The organism is Pantoea sp. Ap-967, assembly GCF_011752565.1.
In the GTDB taxonomy this organism is placed as follows: domain Bacteria; phylum Pseudomonadota; class Gammaproteobacteria; order Pseudomonadales; family Pseudomonadaceae; genus Aquipseudomonas.
The window spans coordinates 17,989-43,263 of sequence record NZ_VWXK01000022.1 but is presented as its reverse complement, the minus strand read 5'-3'; the positions used below and the strand labels follow the sequence as shown (position 1 = coordinate 43,263).

General features: G+C 65.9%; 21 protein-coding genes. 9 read left to right on the top strand and 12 right to left on the bottom strand.

Annotated features, from left to right (window positions below):
* The first annotated feature begins 86 nt into the window (after positions 1–86).
* The 6 genes from F3J45_RS20970 (at position 87) to F3J45_RS30565 (ending at position 7,773) form a co-directional block, all read left to right on the top strand.
* Positions 87–1,916 carry an extracellular solute-binding protein gene (locus tag F3J45_RS20970; protein ID WP_205300622.1) on the top strand — a complete coding sequence of 610 codons (1,830 nt, stop codon included), beginning with the start codon at positions 87–89 and terminating at the stop codon, positions 1,914–1,916.
* Positions 1,913–3,739: an extracellular solute-binding protein gene (locus F3J45_RS20965; RefSeq protein WP_167067248.1), complete on the top strand. Its 1,827-nt coding sequence runs from the start codon at positions 1,913–1,915 to the stop codon at positions 3,737–3,739. Before F3J45_RS20970 ends, F3J45_RS20965 begins: the two co-directional genes overlap by 4 nt.
* Position 3,740: 1 nt before the next feature.
* Positions 3,741–4,814, top strand: coding sequence for a microcin C ABC transporter permease YejB (locus F3J45_RS20960; protein ID WP_167067245.1), 1,074 nt, complete (start codon positions 3,741–3,743; stop codon positions 4,812–4,814).
* 1 nt (position 4,815) lies between these two features.
* Complete coding sequence (locus F3J45_RS20955; protein WP_167067242.1) at positions 4,816–5,835, top strand: ABC transporter permease; 1,020 nt, start codon at positions 4,816–4,818, stop codon at positions 5,833–5,835.
* Between the two features lies 1 nt (position 5,836).
* Positions 5,837–7,438: an ABC transporter ATP-binding protein gene (locus F3J45_RS20950; protein ID WP_167067239.1), complete on the top strand. Its 1,602-nt coding sequence runs from the start codon at positions 5,837–5,839 to the stop codon at positions 7,436–7,438.
* A gap of 257 nt (positions 7,439–7,695) precedes the next feature.
* The gene (locus F3J45_RS30565; protein WP_370526440.1) at positions 7,696–7,773 is read left to right on the top strand and encodes a DUF3077 domain-containing protein; all 78 of its coding nucleotides are present in this window, start codon (positions 7,696–7,698) and stop codon (positions 7,771–7,773) included.
* 332 nt (positions 7,774–8,105) lie between these two features.
* Here F3J45_RS30565 and F3J45_RS20940 read toward each other — a convergent pair whose 3' ends face one another.
* Both F3J45_RS20940 and F3J45_RS20935 read right to left on the bottom strand, forming a co-directional pair.
* Positions 8,106–8,489 carry a GFA family protein gene (locus F3J45_RS20940; protein WP_167067236.1) on the bottom strand — a complete coding sequence of 128 codons (384 nt, stop codon included), beginning with the start codon at positions 8,487–8,489 and terminating at the stop codon, positions 8,106–8,108.
* Complete coding sequence (locus F3J45_RS20935; RefSeq protein WP_167067233.1) at positions 8,473–8,922, bottom strand: hypothetical protein; 450 nt, start codon at positions 8,920–8,922, stop codon at positions 8,473–8,475. Before F3J45_RS20935 ends, F3J45_RS20940 begins: the two co-directional genes overlap by 17 nt.
* Before the next feature lie 85 nt (positions 8,923–9,007).
* Here F3J45_RS20935 and F3J45_RS20930 point away from each other — a divergent pair, with 85 nt between their 5' ends.
* The 3 genes from F3J45_RS20930 to F3J45_RS20920 all read left to right on the top strand — a co-directional run bounded on the left by F3J45_RS20930 (position 9,008) and on the right by F3J45_RS20920 (position 13,523).
* Positions 9,008–9,394 (top strand): MerR family transcriptional regulator, encoded by a 387-nt coding sequence (locus tag F3J45_RS20930; RefSeq protein ID WP_167067230.1) that lies wholly within the window; start codon positions 9,008–9,010, stop codon positions 9,392–9,394.
* 136 nt (positions 9,395–9,530) lie between these two features.
* Positions 9,531–12,458, top strand: a complete 2,928-nt coding sequence (locus F3J45_RS20925) for an aminotransferase (protein ID WP_167067228.1) — start codon at positions 9,531–9,533, stop codon at positions 12,456–12,458.
* A 159-nt stretch (positions 12,459–12,617) separates the two neighbouring features.
* Positions 12,618–13,523, top strand: coding sequence for a LysR family transcriptional regulator (locus tag F3J45_RS20920; RefSeq protein WP_167067224.1), 906 nt, complete (start codon positions 12,618–12,620; stop codon positions 13,521–13,523).
* 23 nt (positions 13,524–13,546) lie between these two features.
* On the opposite strand, the gene F3J45_RS20915 is transcribed toward F3J45_RS20920, so the two are convergent.
* From F3J45_RS20915 to F3J45_RS20870, 10 genes are all read right to left on the bottom strand, one after another.
* A complete protein-coding gene (locus F3J45_RS20915) occupies positions 13,547–14,239 on the bottom strand; it encodes a response regulator (protein ID WP_167067221.1) in 693 nt (230 codons plus the stop codon).
* On the bottom strand, positions 14,236–16,890 hold the full coding sequence (locus tag F3J45_RS20910) for a sensor histidine kinase KdpD (RefSeq protein WP_167067218.1): 2,655 nt from the start codon (positions 16,888–16,890) through the stop codon (positions 14,236–14,238). Before F3J45_RS20910 ends, F3J45_RS20915 begins: the two co-directional genes overlap by 4 nt.
* 124 nt (positions 16,891–17,014) lie before the next feature.
* Positions 17,015–17,560: a potassium-transporting ATPase subunit KdpC gene (gene kdpC / locus F3J45_RS20905; protein WP_167067215.1), complete on the bottom strand. Its 546-nt coding sequence runs from the start codon at positions 17,558–17,560 to the stop codon at positions 17,015–17,017.
* Between the two features lie 10 nt (positions 17,561–17,570).
* Entirely contained in the window at positions 17,571–19,619 is a 2,049-nt protein-coding gene (gene kdpB, locus F3J45_RS20900; protein ID WP_304623197.1) for a potassium-transporting ATPase subunit KdpB, read from the bottom strand.
* A 16-nt stretch (positions 19,620–19,635) separates the two neighbouring features.
* Complete coding sequence (kdpA, locus tag F3J45_RS20895) at positions 19,636–21,330, bottom strand: potassium-transporting ATPase subunit KdpA (RefSeq protein ID WP_167067209.1); 1,695 nt, start codon at positions 21,328–21,330, stop codon at positions 19,636–19,638.
* Positions 21,331–21,339: 9 nt separating this feature from the next.
* Complete coding sequence (gene kdpF / locus F3J45_RS20890; protein ID WP_033696222.1) at positions 21,340–21,429, bottom strand: K(+)-transporting ATPase subunit F; 90 nt, start codon at positions 21,427–21,429, stop codon at positions 21,340–21,342.
* Between the two features lie 186 nt (positions 21,430–21,615).
* The gene (locus F3J45_RS20885) at positions 21,616–22,665 is read right to left on the bottom strand and encodes an AI-2E family transporter (RefSeq protein WP_205299857.1); all 1,050 of its coding nucleotides are present in this window, start codon (positions 22,663–22,665) and stop codon (positions 21,616–21,618) included.
* Positions 22,666–22,674: 9 nt separating this feature from the next.
* Positions 22,675–23,469 (bottom strand): DUF4892 domain-containing protein, encoded by a 795-nt coding sequence (locus tag F3J45_RS20880; RefSeq protein ID WP_167067206.1) that lies wholly within the window; start codon positions 23,467–23,469, stop codon positions 22,675–22,677.
* A 109-nt stretch (positions 23,470–23,578) separates the two neighbouring features.
* Complete coding sequence (locus F3J45_RS20875) at positions 23,579–24,433, bottom strand: alpha/beta hydrolase (RefSeq protein WP_167067203.1); 855 nt, start codon at positions 24,431–24,433, stop codon at positions 23,579–23,581.
* Positions 24,430–25,218 carry an alpha/beta fold hydrolase gene (locus F3J45_RS20870; RefSeq protein WP_167067200.1) on the bottom strand — a complete coding sequence of 263 codons (789 nt, stop codon included), beginning with the start codon at positions 25,216–25,218 and terminating at the stop codon, positions 24,430–24,432. Before F3J45_RS20870 ends, F3J45_RS20875 begins: the two co-directional genes overlap by 4 nt.
* Positions 25,219–25,275: the final 57 nt, after the last annotated feature.

Genomic DNA, 25,275 nt, shown 5'->3' with positions numbered 1-25,275 from the left:
TTCCCCCAAAGCGCCTCTTTTTCCAACCCCACCAAGCTGTTACTGTACCCCGACCCAAGCCCAACGCCCCTGGATCGGATGCCGACTTGATACGTCCCCTCCTGCTGACCCTCAGCCTGGCCTTGAGCTTCCCCGCCGTCGCGATGGTGAGCGAAAGCCACGGATACGCGCAGTTCGGCACGCTCAAGTACCCAGCCACCTTCACCCACTTCGACTGGGTCAACCCGCAAGCGCCCAAGGGCGGCACCTTGCGGGCGATGGCGTTCGGCACCTTCGACACGCTCAACCCCTACACCTTCAAGGGCACCAGCCCCGTCACCACGCCGAACTTCCTGCAATACGGCGTCAGCGAGCTGAACGAAACGCTGATGGTCGGCACCGGCCAGTACGACCCCTCCGGTGATGAGCCCACCTCCAGCTACGGCCTGATTGCCCGCAGCGTGGAATACAGCGAGGACCGCAGCTGGGTGGTGTTCAACCTGCGCCCGGAAGCGCGCTGGCATGACGGCACGCCGATCACCGCCGCGGACGTTGCGTTCACCTACCGCACCTTGCTCAAGCAGGGCCACCCGATCTACCGCACCAACCTGCAGGAAGTGCAGCGCGTCAATGTGCTCGGCCCGCTGCGCATCCGCTTCGTGTTCAAACGCGCCGGCAACCCGCTGCTGATCCTGCGCCTGGGCGAGATGCCGGTACTGCCCAAGCATTACTGGCAGAAGCGCGACTTCGAGGCCACCACCTTCGAGCCGCCCCTGGGCAGCGGGCCGTACCGCATCACCCAGGTAGAGCCGGGCCGGCGCCTGGTGTTCGAGCGGGTGAAGAACTACTGGGGCAAGGACTTGCCGGTAAACCGTGGCAAGTACAACTTCAACCGCGTCGAATACGAGTTCTACCGCGATGCCACCGTGGCCTTCGAAGCCTTCAAGGCTGGCGAGTTCGACATCTACATCGAGCACCAGGCGAAGAACTGGGCCAACGGCTACAACTTCCCGGCCGTGCGCCGTGGCCAGGTGATCAAGGCGCAGATCCCGCACCAGATCCCCACGCAAACCCAGGGCCTGTTCATGAACAGCCGGCGGGCCACCTTCAGCGACCCCCGGGTACGCCAGGCGCTGGGCCTGATGCTCGACTTCGAGTGGACCAACCGGGCGCTGTTCAGCAGCGCCTACCGCCGCGCGACCAGCTATTACCCCAACAGCGAGTTCGCCGCCTCCGGCCTGCCCACCGGCAAGGAATGGCTGCTGCTGGCACCGTTTCGCGACCAGCTGCCCGACCAGCTGTTCACCCAGCCCTACCAGGTCAGCCACACCGACGGGCGCGGTATCGGCCGGCAAACCCTGCGCCAGGCCCTGGGCCTGCTCAACCAGGCCGGCTGGAAGCTCGACGGCCAGCGCCTGGTCGACGCCAAGGGCCAGCAACTGCGCCTGGAGCTGCTGCTGGTGAACCCCAGCCTCGAACGCATCCTGCAACCTTATGTCGAAAATCTGGCCAGCATCGGCATCGATGCGCGCTTGCGCACCGTGGACCGCGCCCAGTACAAACAACGCCTGGACCAATTCGACTTCGACATGATCCTGATGACCCTGAACCAGACGCTGAGCCCGGGCCTTGAGCAATGGCTGTACTTCCACTCAAGCCAGGCCGCCATCAAAGGCAGCAAGAACTATGCTGGGGTCAAGGACCCGGTGGTCGACCACCTGCTCGACACCTTGCTCGCCGCGCGCACCCGCGACGACCAGGTCGCCGCCGCCCGCGCCCTGGACCGCGTGCTTTCATGGCAGTACTACATGATCCCCAACTGGTACCTCGACAACCATCGCCTGGCCTACCGCAACCGGTTCGCCTTCGTCACCACGCCGCCCTACACCCTGGGGCTGAACAGCTGGTGGATAAAGCCTTCGGAGAAAGCCCAATGAAGCCAACGCATCGCCTGGCCTGCAGCCTGCTGTTCGCCTGCCTGAGCCTGCCCGCGCTGGCCGCGCCGCAACACGCGCTGACGCTCTATGACGAGCCACCGAAATACCCGGCCGACTTCAAGCACTTCGACTACGTGAACCCCGACGCGCCCAAGGGCGGCACCTTTCGCCAGTCCAGCTTCGGCGGCTTCGACAGCCTCAACCCGTTCATCAACAAGGGCGTCTCGGCCGACAACGTCAGCATCATCTACGACACCCTGATGCGCCAAAGCCAGGACGAGCCGTTCACCGAGTACGGCCTGGTCGCCGGCAAGATCGAAAAAGCCCCCGACAACAGCTGGGTGCGTTTCTACCTGCGCCCCGAAGCGCGCTTTCATGATGGCCACCCGATACGCGCCGAAGACGTGGTGTTCACCTTCAACGCCCTGATCAAGGACGGCGCGCCGCTGTACCGCCAATACTACGGCGATGTCGCCGAAGCGGTCGCTGAAGACCCGCTGCGGGTGCTGTTCAGGTTCAAGCACAAGAACAACCGCGAACTGCCGCTGATTCTTGGCCAACTGCCGGTGCTGCCCAAGCACTGGTATGAAAACCGCGAGTTCAACCGCGGCAACCTGGAAATCCCGTTGGGCAGCGGCCCGTACAAGGTGGCCGAGGTCAAGGCCGGGCGCACCATCCGCTACGAGCGGGTCAAGGACTACTGGGCCAAGGACCTGCCGATCAACCGCGGCTTCTACAACTTCGATGCCATGACCTTCGACTCCTACCGCGACACCGCCGTCGCCCTGGAAGCCTTGAAGGCCGGCGCTTTCGACTATGCCCTGGAAGTCAGCGCGAAGAACTGGGCCACCGCCTACAACGTGCCGGCGGTGCGCGAGGGCCGCCTGATCAAGGAAGAGTTGCCCAACGGCAACCCCACCGGCATGCAGGGCTTCGTCTTCAACATCCGCCGCCCCCTGTTCCAGGACGTGCGCGTGCGCGAGGCCCTGAGCCAGCTGCTGGACTACGAATGGACCAACAAGCAGCTGTTCAACGGCGCCTACACCCGTACCGGCAGCTATTTCGAAAACTCTGAAATGGCCGCCCACGGCCTGCCCAGCGCCAGCGAGCTGAAAATCCTCGAACCGCTGCGCGGCAAGATCCCCGAGCAGGCCTTCACCGAGGCCTTCCACAACCCGGTCAGCGACGCCAGCGGGATGATCCGCGAGCAACAGCGCAAGGCCTACAAGCTGCTGCAGGAAGCGGGCTGGAAGATCGTCGACGACAAGATGGTCGATGCCCAGGGCAAGCCGGTGGTGATCGAATTCCTGCTGGCGCAAACCGAGTTCGAGCGCATTCTGCTGCCGTTCAAGCGCAACCTCGCCGACCTTGGCATTGACCTGAACATTCGCCGCGTCGACGTTTCCCAGTACATCACCCGCCTGCGCTCGCGCGACTACGACATGATCGTCGGCGGCTTCGCCCAGTCCAACTCGCCCGGCAACGAGCAGCGTGAATACTGGAGCAGCGCCGCCGCCGACAACCCCGGCAGCCGCAACTTCATCGGCCTGCGCGACCCGGCCATCGACCAGTTGGTGGAAGAGCTGATCAACGCCGACTCACGCCAGAGCCTGATCGACCACTGCCGGGCGCTGGACCGCGTGCTGCTGTGGGGGTACTACGTGATCCCCAACTGGCACATCAAGACCTGGCGCGTGGCCTACTGGAACCACATCGGCCACCCGAAGGTGTCACCCAAGTACGACGTCGGCATCGATACCTGGTGGATCAAGCCCGGTGTAACGCCGGCGGTCAGCCAACCGCCTGCGCAAGAGGCCCAATGACATGCTGGCCTATATCCTGCGCCGCCTGCTGCTGATCATCCCGACCCTGTTCGGCATCCTGATAATCAACTTCATCATCGTCCAGGCCGCCCCCGGCGGCCCGGTGGAACAGATGATCGCCAAGCTCGAAGGCTTCGAAGGCGCCACCAGCCGCATTGCCGGCGGCGGCGCCGAGGTGTCCGTGGCCGGCTCCAACTACCGTGGCGCACAGGGCCTGGACCCGGCACTGATCGCCGAAATCGAGCACATGTACGGCTTCGACAAGTCGGCGCCCGAGCGGCTGTGGATCATGATCAAGAACTACGCCACGCTGGATTTCGGCGACAGTTTCTTTCGCGACGCCAAGGTCATCGACCTGATCGTGGAGAAGATGCCGGTGTCGATCTCGCTGGGGCTGTGGAGCACGCTGATCATGTACCTGGTGTCGATCCCCCTGGGCATCGCCAAGGCCGTGCGCCATGGCAGCCACTTCGACGTCTGGACCAGCTCGGCGATCATCGTCGGCTACGCCATTCCGGCGTTCCTGTTCGCCATCCTGCTGATCGTGCTGTTCGCCGGCGGCAGTTACTTCGACTGGTTCCCGCTGCGCGGCCTGACGTCCAACAACTTTGACGAGCTGTCCAACACCGGCAAGGTGCTGGATTACTTTTGGCACCTGGTGCTGCCCATCACCGCACTGGTGATCGGCAACTTCGCCACCATGACGCTGCTGACCAAGAACAGCTTCCTCGACGAGATCAACAAGCAGTACGTGGTAACCGCCAAGGCCAAGGGCCTGAGCCGGCCGCGGGTGCTGTACGGCCACGTGTTCCGCAACGCCATGCTGCTGGTGATCGCCGGTTTCCCTTCGGCCTTCATCGGCATCTTCTTCACAGGTTCGCTGCTGATCGAGGTGATTTTCAGCCTCGACGGCCTGGGCCTGATGAGTTTCGAGGCGGCCATCAACCGCGATTACCCGGTGGTCTTCGGCACCCTGTTCATCTTCACCCTGCTCGGGCTGGTGGTGAAACTGATCGGCGACCTGACCTACACCCTGGTCGATCCACGCATCGACTTCGCCAGCCGGGAGCACTGACATGGCCCTGTCCCCTCTCAACCGCCGGCGCTTCGAGCGCTTCAAGGCCAACCGCCGTGGCTGGTGGTCGCTGTGGCTGTTCCTGATCCTGTTCGGGCTGAGCCTGGGCGCGGAGCTGATCGCCAACGACAAGCCCATTGCCGTGCGCTACGAAGGTTCGTGGTACTTCCCGGCATTCAAGCGCTACCCGGAAACGGCCTTTGGCGGTGAATTCCCGCTGGAAGCCAACTACAAGAGCCCCTACATCCGCGAGCTGCTGGCCAAGAAAGACAGCTTCGTGCTGTGGGCGCCGATCCCGTTCAGCTACCAGAGCATCAACTACGACCTGCGTGTGCCGGCCCCGGCGCCGCCCTCGGCGGACAACTGGCTGGGCACCGACGACCAGGGCCGCGATGTGCTGGCGCGGGTGATCTATGGTTTTCGCGTGTCGGTTCTGTTCGCCCTGACCCTCACCGTGCTCAGCTCCATCGTCGGCGTGATCGCCGGTGCCTTGCAGGGCTTCTACGGTGGCTGGGTAGACCTTGCCGGGCAGCGCTTCCTGGAAATCTGGTCGGGGCTGCCGGTGCTGTACCTGCTGATCATTCTCGCAAGCTTCGTGCAGCCCAACTTCTGGTGGCTGCTGGGGATCATGCTGCTGTTCTCGTGGATGAGCCTGGTGGACGTGGTGCGCGCCGAGTTCCTGCGCGGGCGCAACCTGGAATACGTGCGCGCCGCCCGCGCCCTGGGGATGCGCAATGGCGCGATCATGTACCGGCATATCCTGCCCAACGCCATGATCTCGACCATGACCTTCATGCCCTTCATCCTCACCGGTGCCATCGGCACCCTCACCGCACTGGATTTCCTGGGCTTCGGCCTGCCGCCAGGCGCCCCGTCGCTGGGCGAGCTGGTGGCCCAGGGCAAATCCAACCTGCAAGCCCCGTGGCTGGGCATCAGCGCCTTTGCCGTGCTGGCGATCATGCTGAGCCTGCTGGTGTTCATCGGCGAATCGGCCCGTGATGCCTTCGACCCGAGGAAGTGATATGAGCGAACAGAACCTGATCGAAGTGCGCGACCTGGCGGTGGAGTTCGTTACCGGCGAGCAGGTCAACCGGGTGGTCGACGGCATCAGCTTCGACATCCGCAAGGGCGAAACCCTGGCCCTGGTTGGCGAAAGCGGCTCGGGCAAGTCGGTGACCGCCCACTCGATCCTGCGCCTGCTGCCCTACCCCCTGGCCCGCCACCCCAGTGGCAGCATCACTTATGAAGGCAAAGACCTGCTGCAGCAGAGCGAGAAGGCCATGCAGCGCATTCGCGGCAACCGCATCGCGATGATCTTCCAGGAACCGATGACCTCGCTGAACCCGCTGCACAGCATCGAGAAGCAGATCAACGAAATCCTGCTGCTGCACAAGGGCCTGACCGGCAAGCAAGCCACCGCGCGCAGCCTGGAGCTGCTGGAGCTGGTCGGCATTCCCGAACCGCACAAGCGCCTGAAAGCCCTACCCCATGAGCTGTCCGGCGGGCAGCGCCAGCGGGTGATGATCGCCATGGCCCTGGCCAACGAGCCGGAGTTGCTGATTGCCGACGAGCCGACCACGGCGCTGGACGTGACCGTGCAGTTGAAGATCCTCGACCTGCTGAAAGCGTTGCAGGCGCGCCTGGGCATGGCGCTGCTGCTGATCAGCCACGACCTCAACCTGGTGCGGCGCATCGCCCATCGGGTCTGCGTGATGCAGCGCGGGCAGATCGTCGAGCAGGCCGACTGCGCCACGTTGTTCAGCGCGCCGCAACACCCGTACACGCAGATGCTGATCAATGCCGAGCCCAGCGGCTTGCCGGCGCATAACCCGGTGGGGGCGCCGCTGCTGGAGGTGAATGACCTGAAAGTGTGGTTCCCGATCAAGAAAGGGCTACTGCGCAAGACGGTCGACCATGTGAAGGCGGTGGACGGCATCAACTTCAGCCTGCCCCAGGGGCAGACGCTGGGCATCGTCGGCGAGTCGGGCTCGGGCAAGTCGACCCTGGGCCTGGCGATTCTCCGGTTGATCTCCAGCCAGGGCGCCATCCGCTTCCACGGGCAGCAGCTCGAAGGGATGAACCAGAAGGAAGTGCGGCCGCTGCGGCGGGAAATGCAGGTCGTGTTCCAGGACCCCTTCGGCAGCCTGAGCCCACGCATGTGTGTGGCGGACATCGTTGGCGAGGGGCTGCGGATTCACAAGATCGGCACGCCTCAAGAGCAGGAGACAGCGATTATTGCGGCGCTGGAGGAAGTAGGGTTGGACCCGCGCACCCGCCACCGCTACCCGCATGAGTTCTCCGGCGGCCAGCGCCAGCGCATCGCCATTGCCCGGGCATTGGTGTTGAAGCCGGCACTGATTCTGCTGGATGAACCCACCTCGGCGCTGGACCGCACGGTGCAGCGGCAGGTGGTGGAGTTGTTGCGCAACCTGCAGGCCAAGTACAACCTCACCTACCTCTTCATCAGCCACGACCTGGCGGTGGTCAAGGCGTTGAGCCACCAGCTGATGGTAATCAAGCATGGGCATGTGGTGGAGCAAGGGGATGCACGGGAAGTCTTCCATGCGCCGCAGCATGCTTATACAAAACAACTGCTGGAGGCAGCGTTTTTGCGGGACGTTTGAAGCATCAAGAATCAGATTTAACGGCTGGTTTGTAGTCCATTTCCCAAAGATGCTCTGGGCGCTCTTTTTCCGTTGCGGCCGCGTGGGTGGAGCCCTAGTCTCGGTTAGTCGCCCTCAATGGCGGCTGTGCGTGTGGGCACGCTTGCGTGCGCCGGTCTTTCCTATCTTCCACCGGTCTGTCAACCCGCGCACAGCTGCCACCCAACCGTTTGACAGTGGACGGATGGCAGCAGAACCGGAAGAAAGGAGATGCTGTGATGATCTGGGCTTCGCACTACTTGATCGCGATGGCCAAGGCGCTGATGGATGATGCTGAGCTGGGCATGAGGTATTGATGGGCCGGGGTTGAGGGCGCGTTAGGGCTGCCAGGTGCATGCCACAACCTCTTCAGTGCCTATGAGATCGAGCGCCGCCCGCGCGGCGCATCGCAGGCAAGCCTGCTCCTACATTTGTTTCGGGCCAGTTACGCCTATGCAATTGCGCGCGAACGCCTTGTTTGTTCACCTCGATATCCTGCCATGCGCCAAGGGGCCGCGCGCTTTTGCCACATGAACATTGGCCTGAAACAAATGTAGGAGCAGGCTTGCCTGCGATGCGCCGCGCGGGCGGCGCTCGATTTCCGCCACCCTGCAAAACCCAAGGCAAGCACTTGGCAGCCTTGACACTATTATTCGGCGGGACTCTGCCAGAGCACTGCGCTCTCCCTGTGCACGTGCGCCTGCTTACCGGGCTTGAACGCCGTATCCAGCGTCCCCAGCGCGATGGATATCCAATCTGAATAATCTCCCTGCGACCGCGACCAGAACAGGTTCGACCCACACCGTGAACAGAACTCACGCCGCACCGCCTCCGAAGACGCATAGACGCTGATCGCATCCGCCCCACTGACCACCTGCAACGCCGACCGGGGCACGCTGCCATAACTGGCAAACGCCGCACCATGGCCTTTGCGGCATTGGCTGCAATGGCAATGGCTCACCGCCTTCGGCGCGCAAAGCAACGTGTAGCGCACCGCGCCACACAGGCAACTTCCCTCATACACCTGCGTCATGGTTCAACCCTTCCTGGGAAACCGCCAAGCTTACCCGCGACGGCTTGACCGGCGCCAACTGCACGATCGCCCAAGCCACCTCAAGTACTAGAAAAGCCCACAACAAACCAGACGCCCCGTGCAACAGGGCATACCACTGCCAACTGGCAAACAGCACCCTCCCCACCGCGTCGTAGCGCCCGAAACGCTGCAGCGGATGGCGTATCCTCAACCACGCCCAAACGCACACGATCGACCCCATCAGGTTGGCCATCAGCATATGCATCGGGCCGAACGCCGGAATCTGCCCGTGCAAGCCCAAGGTGGCGTGCAGCGTGCCGAGCGCGTCGTGCAACAGGGCGAAGGTCCACGGCGTGGCAAAGCCTGCCGTGACGATCAGGTCGTAAAGGCCGCTGGCACGGACCAGCTTGCCGTATTGGGCCCTGCTCCACATGGTGATTGCTCCTCTGGTTTCAATGAAGCGAGCAGGCTAAAGCCTGGGGTATGCTCCAAGGTCAAGCCCGTACAAGGAGAAAACCGTGCGAATTGGTGAATTGGCCCAGGCCTGCGAAGTAAGCCGCGACACCTTGCGCTTCTATGAGGAGCGCGGGTTGATCCAGGCGCGGCGCCTGGCTAATGGTTATCGCGACTACCCGCAGGAGACGGTGCAGTTGGTAGGGTTTATTCGCACGGCGCAGCAGCTGGGGTTCAGCCTGGGGGAAATTGGCAGCAACGTGGCTCAATTGTGGCAGGCAGAAGCCCCCGATCAGGCGGTGGAAGGGTTGCTGCGCGACAAGCTGGCGCTGGTGGAGCAGCGGGTGGAGGCATTACTGCAACTGCGCGCCGTGTTGCTGCAACGCCTGCAGATGGCCTGCCCATTACGCCCCGCCCCCAACCCCAACCCCAACCCCAACCCCGACCCGTAGGAGCGAGCAAAGCTCGCGATGCGATATCAGCCCCAAGCCAACTAATCATCAAAAAATCTGATCACAATCATCTTTCATCATCAGTTAAATCGGGCATACAGTCGCCTCTGTCACCCATGCACCCACGGTAGAGCCCATGCCCAACCAACACCTGCCCGCCTCCCCTGCCCTCGACACGCTGATCCAGCGCGCCGGCCTGCCCAGCCCCGTGCTCGGCGAAGCCCAGGCCCACGCCCTGCTCAAGGCGCATTACGGTCTGCACGGGGAGTTGTCGGCAATGGGCAGCCAGCAGGACCTGAACTACCGCGTAAACACGGCCCAAGGGCGCTTCGTGCTCAAGGCCTGCCACGGCAGCTACGCCGAGGCCGAGCTGCAGGCCCAGCACGCCGCCCTCGCCTACCTGCGTGAACAAGGCCTGCCCGTGCCCAGCGTGCAACCGGCCAGCAACGGCGAAACCCTGCTGGCCCTGGAGATCGACGGCCAACCGCTGCGGGTGCGCCTGCTCAGCTACATCGACGGCCAGCCACTGACCCGCCTCAAGCACCTGCCCGCACGCCTGGCAGCCGAGCAGGGCAAGCTCTGCGCGCAACTCGGCAACGCGCTGGCAGGTTTCGACCACCCAGGCCTTGTGCGTACCCTGCAATGGGACCCGCAACATGCCCAGGCGCTGATCGCGCACCTGCTGCCGGTGCTGCAGGACGCCGCGCAACGCACCCGCATCACACAGGCCGCGCATTTGGCCAACGCGCGCCTGGCCCCCTTGGCGCAGCACCTGCCGACCCAGGCCGTGCACCTGGACATCACCGACGACAACACCGTGTGGGCCCGCGACGACCAGCGCCAATGGCAATTGCAAGGGGTGATCGACTTCGGCGACCTGTCGCGCACCTGGCGCATCGCCGACCTCTCGGTCACCTGCGCAGCCTTGCTGCACCACGCCGAGGGCGACCCGCTGCGTATTCTGCCGGCAGTCAGCGCCTACCAGGCCCTCAACCCACTGACCGAAGCCGAACTGCGTGCCTTGTGGCCGCTGGTCGTCAACCGTGCGGCGGTGCTGGTGCTGAGCAGCGCGCAGCAATTGGCCGTGGACCCTGACAACCAGTACACCCGCGACAATGTCGCCCATGAATGGGAAATTTTCGATACCGCCACGGCCGTGCCGTTCGCCTTGATGGAGGTGGCCATTCTCCAGGCGGCCGGCCTGCAAGCCGACGTCGCCGACCTGACGGGCTGCGCCGCCCTGCTTCCTGAGTTGGCCGGGCAACCCGTCGGGCGCGTCGACCTGGGCGTGCTCAGTGCCCACTGCGAAGCCGGCAACTGGGAACAGGCAGGCTTCGACCAGCACCTGTTGAGCGCGCAACCTGCACCGGCCTGCAGCCTGCACGGCCAGTATCGCCTGTCACAAACCCATATCGATCGCCCTGAAGAACCTGCGACCTGCGCGCTGGGCGTAGAGCTGCATGTGCCCAATGGCAGCCCCGTTCAGGCGCCAGAAGCGGGCACCTGGCAACGCCACGGCGACGGCCGCGGTTGCCTGCGCACCTCACACTGGGCCTTGTGGTTGCACGGCCTGGAGGATGCCCCGGCGGATGGCCAGGCGGTGGAAAAAGGGCAACCCCTGGGCAGCAGCTGCGGCTTTCTCAGTGTCCAGCTGTGCTTGGACAGCGGCATCCAGCCGCCGTTCTTCGCCACACCGTCCCACGCTGCCGCCTGGCTGGCCCTGTGCCCGTCACCTGCGGCGTTGCTGGGGATCGATTGCGATGCCGAACCGCTGGCCGACCCGCAGGCCCTGCTGGCCCGGCGCGACGCCAGCTTCGCCCGCTCGCAAAAGCATTACTACGCCCAGCCGCCGCAGATCGAACGCGGCTGGCGCAACTACCTGATCGACCTGCAGGGCCGTTCTTACCTGGACATGCTCAACAACGTCGCCGTGCTTGGCCATGGGCACCCACGCATGGCTGCTGAGGCGGCGCGCCAGTGGTCGCTGCTCAATACCAACTCGCGTTTTCACTATGCCGCCATCACCGAATTCTCCGAGCGCCTGCTAACGCTTGCGCCCGAGGGCTTCGATCGGGTGTTCATGGTCAACAGCGGCACCGAGGCCAACGACCTGGCCATCCGCCTGGCCTGGGCCTACAGCGGCGGGCGTGACCTGTTGAGCGTGCTGGAGGCCTACCATGGCTGGTCGGTGGCCACCGACGCCATTTCCACCTCCATCGCCGACAACCCGCAGGCCCTGGAAACCCGCCCGGACTGGGTGCACCCGGTCGAGGCGCCGAACACCTTCCGTGGCCGCTTGCGCGGCGCCGACACCGCCGCCGGCTACCTGCGCGACGTCGACGCCAAGCTGGCCGACCTCGACGCCCGTGGCCGCCAGCTGGCTGGCATCATTTGCGAGCCGGTGTATGGCAATGCCGGGGGCATCTCGCTGCCGGCGGGCTACCTGCGCGAGGCCTACGCCAAGGTCCGTGCGCGCGGTGGGGTGTGCATCGCCGATGAGGTGCAGGTCGGCTATGGCCGCCTGGGCGAGTACTTCTGGGGTTTCGAGGAACAGGGCGTGGTGCCGGACATCATCACCATGGCCAAGGGCATGGGCAACGGCCAGCCGCTGGGTGTGGTCATCACCCGCCGCGAGATTGCCGAGGCACTGGAGGCCGAGGGCTACTTCTTCTCGTCGGCTGGCGGCAGCCCGGTGAGCTGCCGCATCGGCATGGCCGTGCTCGATGTGATGCAGGAAGAAGGCCTGTGGGACAACGCCCGAGACACCGGGCGCTATTTCAAGGCACGCCTGCAGGCGCTGGTCGACACGCACCCGCTGGCCGGCGCGGCCCATGGCTCAGGGTTCTACCTGGGGCTTGAGCTGGTGCGCGACCGTGAAACGTTGGAGCCGGCTACCGAGGAAACCATGGCCCTGTGCGACCGCCTGCGTGAGCTGGGGATTTTCATGCAGCCGACGGGGGATTACCTGAACATTCTCAAGATCAAGCCGCCGATGTGCACGACGCGGGCCAGTGTCGACTACTTCGTCGACAGCATTGACCGGGTGTTGGGGGAAGGGTTGTAGCGTTTGGTTTGGGATGTTTGGCGCCTGGGAGATCGAGCGCCGCACGGGCGGCGCTTCGCGAGCTACGCTCGCTCCTACGGGGATCTGCGCTGTCCTGGTAGGCGCGCAGCGGCGCTCAATCCATTACTCTCAATCACCCCAATCCCAGGCGCGAGCACCATGGCCTTCACCAGCGACTCCCTGACCATCTTCCTCGCCGTGCTGGAAGCCGGCTCGTTCTCTGCCGCCGCCCGCAAGCTGGGCCGCGTGCCGTCAGCCGTGAGCATGGCCATCGCGCAACTAGAGGCGGAACTGGACCTCGCCCTGTTCGACCGCGCCACCCGCAAAGCCCTACCCACCAGCGCCGCGTTGGCCCTGGAGCCCCAGGCGCGCCAGGTGATCTGCCAGCTCAACCTGCTCGACGCCCAGGCCCTGCAACTGCACCAAGGGCTGGAAAAACGCCTGACCATCGCCATGGCCCCCGAGCTGCAAACCGGCCGCTGGAGCCAGCCGCTGGAAACCCTGGCCAGGGAATTTCCCAGCCTGGAAATCGAAGTGCGCTCGGCCACCCAGACCGAAGCGGTGCGCTTGCTGCATGAAGGCAGCGTGCAACTGGCGCTGGTGTTCGAACGGCCAGGCATCGATGAGCGCGAATCCTTTCTCGAAGCTGGCAGCCAACTGCTGGTAGCCGTCGCCTCGCCGCGCCACCCTGCTGGCAGCAACAGCGGCATGCCCATGCCAGAGGAAGCGTTCGCCGAACAGCGGCAGATCATCGTGGCCTCGGGCAAGGCGACCGGTTCGGACCCACGCATGGTGCTGTCGCGGCGCATCTGGTTGACCGACAGCTACCTGGCGACCCTGGACCTGGTGCAATCCGGCTTGGGCTGGGCCTACCTACCGCAGCCGTTGGTGGAGCCATTGATCGCCTCGGGGGCGCTGGCCGAAGTGCGTTTCGACAACATGGCCAGCCGTTTGCGGCTTTGGGTGGATATCATCTGGCTCAAGCCAAGGCCGCTGGGGTTGGGTGCCAGGCGTTACCTGGAAGTGATGCGCCAGCTGTTCGAAAAGGAACCACCAAGAGCCTGAATGCACACGCGCCTACACGATCATCAGGCCGGCGCCACCAGGCGATAGCCCACTCCCGCCTCGGTAATGATGAACCGTGGCGCCGTCGGGTCATCGCCCAGCTTTTGCCGCAAATGCCCCACCACGATCCGCAGGTAATGGGTATCGTCCACATGGGTCGGCCCCCAGATGTCCTTGAGCAGCTGCTGCTGGGTAATCACCCGCCCCGGGTGCCCCGCCAGTTGCGCCAGCAGCGCGTACTCCTTGCGCGTCAGTGCAACCTCCACGCCGTCCAGCGTCACTTTGCGAAAGGCAAAGTCCACCCGCAAAGGCCCGAAGCTCGCCGTCACTTCGCTGCCGCCCGACTGCGGCACCTGGCGTAGCAAGGCCCTCACCCGGGCAAGGAATTCCTGGATGCCAAACGGCTTGGTCACATAATCGTTGGCACCGCCATCCAGGGCATCGACCTTCTGCACCTCGCTGGCCCGCACCGACAGCACCAGCACCGGCACCGCGCTCCATTCGCGCAGCTCGCGCAGCACCTGCTGGCCGTCCATGTCGGGCAGGCCAAGGTCGAGCACCACCAGGTCCGGCTTGGCCAGGGCCGCCTGGGCCAACCCCTCGCCGCCGGTGGCCGCCTCGATCACCTTGTAGCCCTGGGAGCTCAGGCTGATGCGCAGGAACTTGCGGATCTGCGGTTCGTCATCGATGACCAACAGGGTGGCGGACTGGCTCATGGGGTTTCGCTTTCGGCTTCAGGTTGCGGGGGCAGCGGCAAGCATAGAGTGATGCAGGTGCCGTGGCCATCGATGCCTTCACCGACCAGAATCTGCCCGCCATGGGCTCCGATCATGCCCTGGCAGATCGCCAGGCCCAGGCCGGTGCCCTGCCCGCCGCGGTCGCCACGGGCAGCGGTGTAGAACATGTCGAAGATCTTCTCGCGCTCGGCCACCGGAATGCCCGGGCCTTGGTCGCTGACGGCGAAATGCAGTTGCTCGCCGTGCACGGCGAGCTGCAGCTCAAGGCGGCCCTGGGCTGGGGAAAAGCGTGCGGCGTTTTCCAGCACATTGATCAGCGCCTGCTCGATCAGCGCGGCGTGCACGAACAGCAGCGGCAGCTCAGCGGGCACCTCGGTGTGCACGCGCAGGGGCGCCAGCACCGCGCGCAGGCGGTTCAAGGCGCTGCCGACGATATCGGCCGGGGCCACCCAGTCGCGCGCAAGCTTCAGGCCGCCATGGCCCAGGCGCGTCATGTCGAGCAGGTTCTGGATGTAGCGGTCCAGGCGCTCGGCTTCGTTGCGGGTGCCTTCGAGCAGTTCACGGCGGTCTTCCAGGGGGATGGCCTCGCCCAGCGCCAGCAGGCTGTCGATGCTGCCACGCATGGCCGTCAGCGGCGTGCGCAGGTCATGGGACACCGAGGCCAACAGGGCGCTGCGCAACTGCTCGGTTTCACCGTGCAGCCGCGCCGCTTCAAGCTGCTCGGCCAGACGCGCCCGGGCCAGGGCCTGGGCCAGCGGTTGGCCAAGCGCCATCAGCAGGCGCCTGCGCTGGGCGCTCAGCGGCTCGCCAGAACGTGGGCGCACGCCAAGCAGTGCCAGCGGCTGCTCATCGACCGCCAGCGGCCACCACCACCAGCGGCCATTGGGCAAGGTGTCGCTGCCGTGGCCGGCGGCCTGGCCATGCTGCCAGGCCCACTCGGCGGCGGCGCGCTCGTTGTCGCTCAAGGCCTGGGCTTCGCCGCTGGCCAGCTGCAGCAGGCCTTCAGTGTTGCGCTCCAGCAGGCACACCTGCACGTCCTTCCAGCCATTGAGGTGGCGGCCAGCAGCGTTGAACACCGCCTGGCGGTCGGTGGCCACGGTCAGCCGGCGGGACAGGTCGAGCAGTTGGTTGGTCTGCGCCTGGGTTTCGCGCAGGGCCTGCAGTTGGCTGCGCTGGCGGGCGGCAAGGTTGCCGGTAAGGGCCGCCATCAGCAGGAAGAACACCAGCGTCAGCACGTCTTCCTCGCGCTGGATGCTGAACGAGAAATTCGGGGGAATGAACAGGAAGTCGTAGGCCAGGAACGACAGCGCCGCGCAGGCCAGTGCCGGGCCCAGGCTGCTGCGCACGGCCACCAGCAGCACGGCGGCGAGGAACACCAACGAGATGTTCGGCAGCGCCAGCACGCTGGCCACTGCCCAGGCCAGGCCCGCAGCCAGCCCGGTAGCCAGCAGCGCCAGCAGATAGTGGCGCCAGACCCAGATCCGGCTCACCGCCGCCCGCGCCGGGCGCGCCTGGCTGTCGCGGTCGAGCACGTTGATCTCCAGCCCATGGCTTTCACGTAGCAGCCGGGTGGCAACGCCTGCACCGAACAGGCGCCGGCGCAAGCGGTCGCGCGACTGCCCCACCAGCACCAGGCTGGCGCGCCGTTCAGCGGCGTGCTGGATCAACGTGCGGGCCACTTCGCCTGCACGCAGCACCACCACTTCACCACCCAAGCGCTCAGCCAGCTGCTGCGCTGCCTGCAGGCGCTGGCGGGCAGCTTCGTCGCGCAGCCGGCCGTTGTCCACATGCACCAGGCTCCAGGGCAGGTGACGGCGCAGGGCGACACGGCTGGCGTGGCGCACCAGGCGCTCGGCTTGTTCATCGCCGTCCACCCCGACCAGCAGTCGCCCGCGCAGGGCCGGCGCTGCTTCACCGCGCAGGCGGTAACCATGGGCCAGGTCGGCGTCCACCTGCGCGGCGGCGGTCTGCATGGCCAGCTCGCGCAGGGCGGTGAGGTTGGTTGGCGAGAAGAACGCATCGATGGCGGCGCGCGCCTGCTCCGGCACGTACACCTTGCCTTCGCGCAGGCGCTCAAGCAGTTCACGTGGCGGCAGGTCGATCAGGACCAGCTCGAAGGCCTCCTGCAGCACCCAATCCGGCAGGGTTTCGCGCACCTGCACGCCGGTGATGCCGCGAACTTTGTCGTTGAGGCTTTCCAGGTGCTGGACGTTGACCGTGGTGTACACGTCGATGCCGGCGGCGAGCAGTTCCTGCACGTCCTGCCAGCGTTTGGCATGGCGGCTGCCGGGGGCGTTGGTGTGGGCCAGCTCGTCGACCAGGGCCAGGGCCGGGGCGGCCTTGAGCAGGCCATCCAGGTCCATTTCCTCAAGGGTGACACCGCGGTACTCGCTGCGCAGCAGGGGTTGCTGGAGCAAGCCGCCGAGCAGGGCCTCGGTTTCGGCCCGGCCGTGGGTTTCGACCACCGCCGCCAGCACCTGCACGCCCTGGCGTTGCTGGGCGTGGGCGGCCTGGAGCATGGCGAAGGTCTTGCCCACGCCGGGGGCGGCGCCGAGAAAGACCTTCAGGCGGCCGCGGCCAGCACGCGGGAGGGTGGCCAGCAGTGCGTCGGCGCGGGTGGAATCATTCATGTTCGATCCTTAGATGTGCACAGGCTTCTTGGGCCTCATCGCGAGCTTCGCTCGCTCCTACGGGGGCATGTGTTCACCGGTAGGAGCGAGCGAAGCTCGCGATGAGGCCCGCAAGGCCGGCCCTTCAAAGCCGCTCAAGCGCCTGGTTCAACGCCAGCACATTGACCACCGGCGGCCCGATCAATGGGTGGAGGGTGGCCTGTTCCAGCAAGGCTTGCAAGCGCGCCTGGGGTACCTGCCGCGCTGCCGCCACGCGCGGAATCTGATACGCCACGGCTTCAGGCGGCAGGTGCGGGTCCAGGCCGCTGCCCGAAGTGGTCAGCAAGGCCTGGGGCACCGGCCCCAGCGCCGCCTGGTACAGCGCCGCGGCATCGCCCTTGACCCGCTCGGCCAAGGCCGGGTTGCTCGGCGCCAGGTTGCTCGCGCTGCTGGCCACGGTGGCGTAGGCACCTGCCGAGGGCCGCGCATGGAACCAGCCATCGCTCTGGAAATCCTGGGCGATCAGCGCCGACCCACGCACCTGCCCTTGTTCATCGCGCACCAGGCTGCCATTGGCCTGTTCGGGGAACGCCAACTGGGCAACCCCGGTCACGGCCAGTGGGTACAGCGCGCCGGTGACCACGGTCATCAGCACAATCAGGCTCAAGGCCGGGCGTACATAGGTGTTCATGGTGGCCTCCTCAGACCAGGTGCAAGGCAGTGAGCAGCAGGTCGATCAGCTTGATCCCGGCAAACGGTACGACGATGCCGCCCACCCCGTAGATCAACAGGTTGCGCCGCAGCAGGTGCGCCGCGCTCGCCGCCTGCACGCGCACACCGCGCAGCGCCAGCGGAATCAGCACGACGATGATCAGCGCGTTGAACACGATGGCCGACAGGATCGCGCTCTGCGGGCTGGCCAGGTGCATCAGGTTGAGCACACCCAGTTGCGGGTAGATGGCGGCGAACAACGCCGGCAGGATGGCGAAATACTTGGCCACGTCGTTGGCAATGGAGAAGGTGGTGAGTGCGCCACGGGTCACCAGCAGTTCCTTGCCCACCTGCACCACATCCAGCAGCTTGGTCGGGTCGCTGTCCAGGTCGACCATGTTGGCCGCCTCGCGCGCCGCCTGGGTGCCATCGTTCATGGCCATGCCGACGTCGGCCTGGGCCAGCGCCGGGGCGTCGTTGGCGCCGTCGCCACACATCGCCACCAGGCGGCCATCGTTCTGTTCCTGGCGAATGCGCGCCAGCTTCTTCTCCGGGGTGGCTTCGGCAAGCACGTCGTCAACACCGGCCTCGGCGGCGATGGCGGCGGCGGTCAGCGGGTTGTCGCCGGTGACCATCACCGTGCGAATACCCAGCTTGCGCAGTTCGGCGAAGCGTTCGCGGATGCCGGGCTTGACCACGTCCTTGAGGTGGATCACGCCCAACAGGCGCCTGTCCAGGCACACCAGCAGGGGCGTGCCGCCGCTCTGGGCGATGCGCTCCACTTCACGGGCCAGGGCGGCCGGCATCTCCAGGCGCTGCATGCCGACGAAGGCCAGCAGCGCATCGACGGCGCCCTTGCGGTAGCGGTGCTGCTGGAAGTCGATGCCCGACAGGCGCGTTTCGGCGCTGAAGGCGATGGCCGTGTACTGCCCAGGCGCCGGCTCGGTGAAATCGTGCAACTGGCGCAGGTACTCGACCACCGACTTGCCTTCGGCAGTGTCATCGGCCAGGGAGGCGAGCAAGGCGCCCTCCCCCAGCTCCCGGGCAGTGACCCCAGGGGCGGCGTGCAGGGCGCTGCAGCGGCGGTTGCCAAAGGTGATGGTGCCGGTCTTGTCGAGCATCAGCGTGTGCACGTCGCCAGCCGCCTCGACCGCACGGCCGGAGCGGGCGATCACGTTGAGCCGCACCAGGCGGTCCATGCCAGCGATGCCGATGGCCGAAAGCAGGCCGCCGATGGTGGTCGGGATCAACGTGACCAGCAGCGCGGCGAGGAAGATCAGCGGCAGGCTGCCACCGGCGAAATGGGCGAAGGGCTGCAGGGTCACCACCACGATCAGGAAAATCAGGGTCAGGCCGATCAGCAGGATATCCAGGGCGATTTCGTTCGGGGTTTTCTGCCGTTTGGCGCCTTCGACCAGGGCGATCATGCGGTCCAGGGTGGACTCGCCGGGGTTGCTGGTGATGCGGATCAGCAGCCAGTCGGACACCAGCCGGGTATTGCCGGTCACCGCCGAGCGGTCGCCACCGGACTCACGAATGACCGGCGCCGACTCACCGGTGATGGCCGCCTCGTTGACCGCCGCGATGCCTTCGAGCACCTCGCCGTCAGCGGGGATCATCTCACCGGCCACCACGCGCACCACATCGTCCTTGCGCAGCGCCGTGGCCAGGACGGTTTCGAAGCTGCCATCGCGCTTGCGCCGCTGCGCCGTCAGCCCCTGGCTGCCGGCCTTGAGGCTGTCGGCGCGGGCCTTGCCGCGGCCTTCGGCCAGTGCTTCGGCGAAGTTGGCGAACAACACGGTAAACCACAGCCACAGGGCGATCTGCGCCGCCACGCCGCTGCTGACGCCGTTGCCGGGGGCAAAGCACAGGGCCGTGGTGAGCACTGCGGTCAGGGCCACCACCAGCATGACCGGCGCGCGTTTGAGCTGGCGCGGGTCGAGTTTGACGAAGGCCTGCACCAGCGCCGGGCGCCACAGGGCGGCGAAGCGGGTCTGGTCCTTGGCAGCGTGGGGCGCGTTCATATCGGGAATGGGCATGTTCATGGATGATTCCTCAGAAACCCAGGCTCAACTGCTCGGCAATCGGCCCAAGGGCCAAAGTCGGCAGGAAGGTCAGGCCACCGACCAGCAGGATGGTTACCAGCAACAGGCTGGCGAACAGCGGGCCGTGGGTGGGAAAGCTGTTCAGGCCCTGGGGCGCGCTGTTCTTGGCCGCCAAACTGCCGGCCAGGGCGAGAACCGGCAGGATGTAGCCGAAGCGGCCGATCAGCATGGCCAGGCCGATCATCAGGTTGTGAAACACCGTGTTAGCGCCGAAACCTGCGAACGCCGACCCGTTGTTGGCAGTGGCCGAGGTGTAGGCATACAGCAGCTGGCTGAAGCCATGGGCGCCAGGGTTGCTTACCGCCCCTGCCGGGCCCGGCAGGCTGGCGGCGATGGCGCCGAGCACCAGCACGCCGACCGGCATCACCAGCAAGGTTGCCACCAACAGTTGCACCTCCCGCGCCTGCAGCTTCTTGCCCAGGTATTCCGGGGTGCGGCCGATCATCAACCCGGCCAGGAACACCGCGATCAGCACGAACAGCAGCATGCCGTAGAGCCCTGCGCCAACCCCGCCGAAAATCACTTCGCCGACCATCATGTTGACCAGCGCGACCATGCCGGTCAGCGGGTTGAGGCTGTCGTGCATGGCGTTGACCGAGCCGTTGGAAGCCGCCGTGGTGGTGACCGTCCACAGCACCGAGCCGGTGGTGCCAAAGCGGCTTTCCTTGCCTTCCATGGGCGGTGCCTGTTGCACCTGGGCGCTTGCCAGTGCCGGGTTCGGCTGGTACTCCGCCCACAGCGCAGTGGCGCCGCCGAGCAGGAACAGGGCCAGCATGCAGGCGATGATCGCGCGGCTCTGGCGCAGGTCCTTGACGTAGTGGCCGAAGGTGAACACCAGCGCCACCGGAATCAGGATGATCGACGCCACCTCGAACAGGTTGCTCCAGGCGGTGGGGTTTTCGAACGGATGGGCCGAGTTGACGCCGAAGAAGCCACCGCCGTTGGTGCCCAGTTGCTTGATGGCGATCTGGCTGGCGGCCGGGCCCAGTGGGATGACCTGGTCGGCGCCCTGCAGGGTTACGGCATGGGCATAGTCGGCGAAGGTTTGCGGCACGCCCTGCCACACCAGCAGCAGTGCCAGCAGCAGGCACAGCGGCAGCAGCCCGTAGAACGTGGCGCGGGTCATGTCGACCCAGAAGTTGCCCAGGCTGGTGGTCGAGCGCCGGGCAATGCCACGGCACAGGGCAACCAGCACGGCAAGGCCGGTGGCGGCGCTGACGAAATTCTGCACAGTCAGGCCGAGCATCTGGCTCAGGTAGCTGACCGAGGCTTCACCGCTGTAGGCCTGCCAGTTGGTGTTGGTGACGAAGCTCACCGCCGTGTTGAAGGCCAGCGACCATTCCTGGCCAGGCAGGTGCTGCGGGTTCAGGGGCAGGTAGCCTTGCAGCAGCAGCACGGCGAACAGCAGCAGGAAGCCGGCCAGGTTGAAGGCCAGCAGGGCCAAGGTGTATTGCTTCCAGTTCTGCGCCTGTTCGGCGCGTACCCCGGCCAGGCGATAGCAGCCCCGCTCCACAGGCCCGAGCAGCGGCGTCAGCCAGGTGCGCTGGCCTTCCATGACCTTGTAGTAGAAGCGCCCAAGCCAGGGTGCCGGCAGCAGCACGATGGCGAAGAAGGCCAGTAGCAATGCGTAGTCGTAACTGTGCATGGCGGCTCCCTAGCTGCGATCGGCGCGCAGCAGCGCCACCAGCAGGTATACCGCCAAGGCCACTGCCAACAGCAGTGACAGACCGTCGAGCATGTACATGATTGCAACTCCCCTGTTCGCGGTTTCTTACCGCTTTGGGGGAATTGTCCGAGGGTGGGGCGTAAAGGGGCGAGATGGGCAGGTTGGGGTAGGAATAAAGAATGCGTAAAAATCGAAGGTGGGGTTGTCTGGGCCGGCCTCTTTGCGGGGCAAGCCCGCGTCTACACGCGAAGAGGCCGCCACAGGTTACTGCCGAGCCTGCTCCGAGTGCCTGCTCCAATCCAGCAGCAGGCTATACCCCACCGCCAGCAAGGTTGGCCCGATGAACAGGCCGATGAAGCCAAAGGCTATCAACCCGCCAAACACCCCCAGCAACACGATCACCAGCGGCAGGTTGCCGCCGCGGCTGATCAGGTAAGGCTTGAGCACGTTGTCCACACCGCTGATGACGAACGTGCCCCAGATGCCCAGGAACACCGCCATCCCGTACTCGCCCTTCCACGCTAGCCAGCCGGTCGCGGGGATCCACGCCAACGGCGGCCCCATCGGGATCAGGCTGAGCATGAAGGTCACCAGCCCCAGCACGATGGCACCGGGCACACCGGCGATCAGGAAGCCGATCAGCGCCAGCAGGGCCTGCGCCGCCGCCGTACCGATCACCCCGTTGACCACACGCTGCACGGTACCGGCCACCAGGTCCAGGTAGTAATCGGCGCGCTCGCCCACCAACCGCTGCAGCAGGCGCAGCACGAAGGCCGACAGGCGCGGGCCGTCGCGGTAGAAGAAGAACACGAACACCAGGCTCAGGGTCAGTTCCAGTATGCCGCTGCCGATCTGCGCGCTGCGTGCCAGCAGCCAATTGCCGACCTGGCCCAGGTAGGGCTTGGCCGTGGCCAGCAAGGCCGCGCCCTGCTGGTCGAGCGATTGCCAGCCACTGACCAGGCGCTCGCCAACCAAGGGAATGCTGCCGAGCCAGTCGGGGGCATCGGGCAGGCCGTCGACTTGCACATCGCGCACGAACGCGGTGGCATCGCGAATGTGGTCGGCCAGGTTGAAGCCCAGCCACACCAGCGGCAGCGCCACGATCAGGATCCAGGCCGTGGTCAGCAGGCTGGCAGCGAGGGTTTCACGCCCGCCCAGCAGGCGCGTGAGCAAGCGCATCAGCGGCCAGCTGGCGAAGGCCAGGATAGCCCCCCACAGCAGGGCGGAAATGAACGGTGCCATTACCCACAGCGCGGCGCCCAGCAGTGCCAGCAGCAGAATCTGGATCAGCAGGCGGTCATTGTTGACCATCATGGGGCTCACTCAACGGATCAGTTCCAGGTGCAGGCCATCGGTCGGCGCGCTGCCCACCTCAAGCCGGCCGTCACGCACGCCAGCCTTGAGCAGTTGCTCGCGCCAGGCCTCGGCCTGGGCGCCGCTCAGGCTCGCGCGCAAGGTGCTGTCGAGGTTCAGGCTGCGCGCCAGCAGCGCCACCCAGTTGGCCTGTGGCTCGGCAAGGTCAGGGTAGTCGAGCTTGCCGGTGTCGCGCATCTCGCGCAGCACCGTGGCGGCGGTGGGCAGTATGTCGCCCAGCGCACTGGCGGCGACGAACTCTTCGACATGCAGGTAGGCACGGCGGTTGCCACGGGTAACGCTGTACAGCGCGACCAGGGTATCGGCTTGCTCGGCCGACCGGCGCAGCAGGATGAACGCCTGTTGCTCGTCGCCACCGTTGAGGCGGGCGTTGGCGAACACGTCGTTGGCCCACAGGCTGGCCTCGCCGCAGTCGCGGCCCTGGCACCAGAACAACGGGTAGCCGCCATCCTGCTGAAGGGCTTCGCGGGCACTGGTGAAGGCTTCGCGGGCGGTGCGCTCGACAGGCAATTCATAGGTTACCGAGCTGACCAGGCCGCGGCTCTCGACCTTGTCCTCGACCCGCAGCCTGCCGCTGATCTTGCGCAGCGGGCCCAGTGGGTACACGCGCTCCTGCTCCACGGCCGGGCGTTCGTCCACCACTTTGCCGTCGACCGGAACCGGCAGGGTGCCGGCCAGCAGCAGCGGGCTGGCCAGCGCCAGGCAGGCCGCGAAGGCCAGGCGCAGGGTTGTGGGCGCGCTCATCGGCGGCCCAGGCGGCGCTCAGCGCCGAAGTGAAGCTCCAGGATGTCTGGCAGTTGCATGGTTGTCTCCCTGTTCAACCCGCCAAGCCTCGGCACTTGGCCGATGCAAGTCAAGCAAAGCCAAGGAAGCGATTGAAACAGTCTGCGACAAGGGCCGCGCCTGCCTCGTCATTCAAGTGCAGGTGATGGCCGCCGGGCAGCACCGTCTGCTGGAAGGGTAGCTGCTCCAGCAGCTCGGTGTGCCGCGCCAGCATGCCATCGGCCGCCACCACCAGGCTGGCCGGGCAACCCACCCGGCGCACGTAGGCCATGGCCTGGGCCTGGCTCAGGCGCAGCGGCGAAGGCAGGGTCAGGCGGCTGTCGCTGCGCCAGCTATAGCCCCCGGGCACCGGCATCAGCCCACGCTGGGCCAACAGTTCGGCAGCCTCGCGGCTGACCGCGACCATGCCCTTCATGCGCGCCTGCACACCCTCCTCGACAGTGGCGTACACCGTCTTGCGCTTGCCATCCAGGCGCAATTGGGCCTGCAGGGCCATGCCCAGGCGCTCGCCGGCGTCCTGCTCGGCGCCGGTGGGCGGAATAACCCCGTCGATCAGCAGCAGGTGGCTGACCCGCTCGGGCAAGGCGCCTGCCAGTTGCACGGAAATAATCGCCCCCAGCGAATGCCCGAGCAGGGCAAACCGGCTCCAGCCCAGCTGCTCGGCAACGCGCAGTACATCATGGGCGTAGTCGGGCAAGGCGTAGCCGGCACCCGGCGGGCGGTGCTCGGAATAGCCATGCCCGGCCAGGTCGAGCGCAACAATGCGCAGGCCCTTCAAGCGTGGCGCCAGCCGGGCAAAACTGTTGGCGTTGTCCAGCCAGCCGTGCAGGGCGATCACCGGCAGGCCATCTGCCGGGCCGAACAGGTGCGCCGCCAGTTCGATATGCCCAAGGCTCAGGCGAGTTTCCTCGACGTGCGCGCTCATGCCTGGCTCCAGCGGTCGAACAGGCCCTTGATCAGGCTGGCGGTGTCGGTGGGCCGCTCCAACGGGAACATGTGCCCGCCCGGCACACTGTGGTACTCGCCCCGGGGCATGCTGCGCACCGCCAGCGCATGGTGGCGGCGGATAACGTTGCTGCGCTCGCCGCGCACCATCGCCAACGGCACCTGCAGCTGGCGGGCCGGTGCCGGGCTGGTGTGGGGGATATTGCGGTAGATGCTGATTTCGGTGGCTGGGTCGAAGCGCAGGCGCAAGCCTTCATTGGCCGCCTGTAAGCCATGTTCCAGGTAGGCCTCTAGGCAATCGGGGTCGAATTGGCGGAACAGCGACTTGCTGGCGAAGTAGTCGCGGGCGCTGTCACGGTCAGCGAATGCCTCGCGCCGACCCAGGGTGCGCCCGGCCGGGGTGATGCGGTCGATGAAGCCAAAGCGCTTGGCGGTGCGCAGCAGCCACTGGTCGGCGCGGGTGAGCACGGGTGAATCGAGCATGACCACGCCACGGTAATACTCAGGCCGGCGCAAGGCCGCGTGCAGGTGCAGCACACCGCCCAGGGAATGGCCAACGCCCCACACCGGCGCCTCTTGTTGCGCCAGGTGGTGCAGCAGTTCGTCCACCAGTTGTTGCCAGTTCTCGCCCACCGGGAAGCGTGGGTCATGGCCATGCTGCTCCAGGTGCCCTACCCGGTAATCCGGCGCCAGGGCCGCGAACAGCTTGCCGTAGGTCGCAGACGGAAAGCCGTTGGCATGGGCGAAGAAAATCTGCTGCGACATGGCGGCGAGTCCGGGCCAAGGGATGATGGCCCATTGTCAGCGCTGGCGGGTCACTCG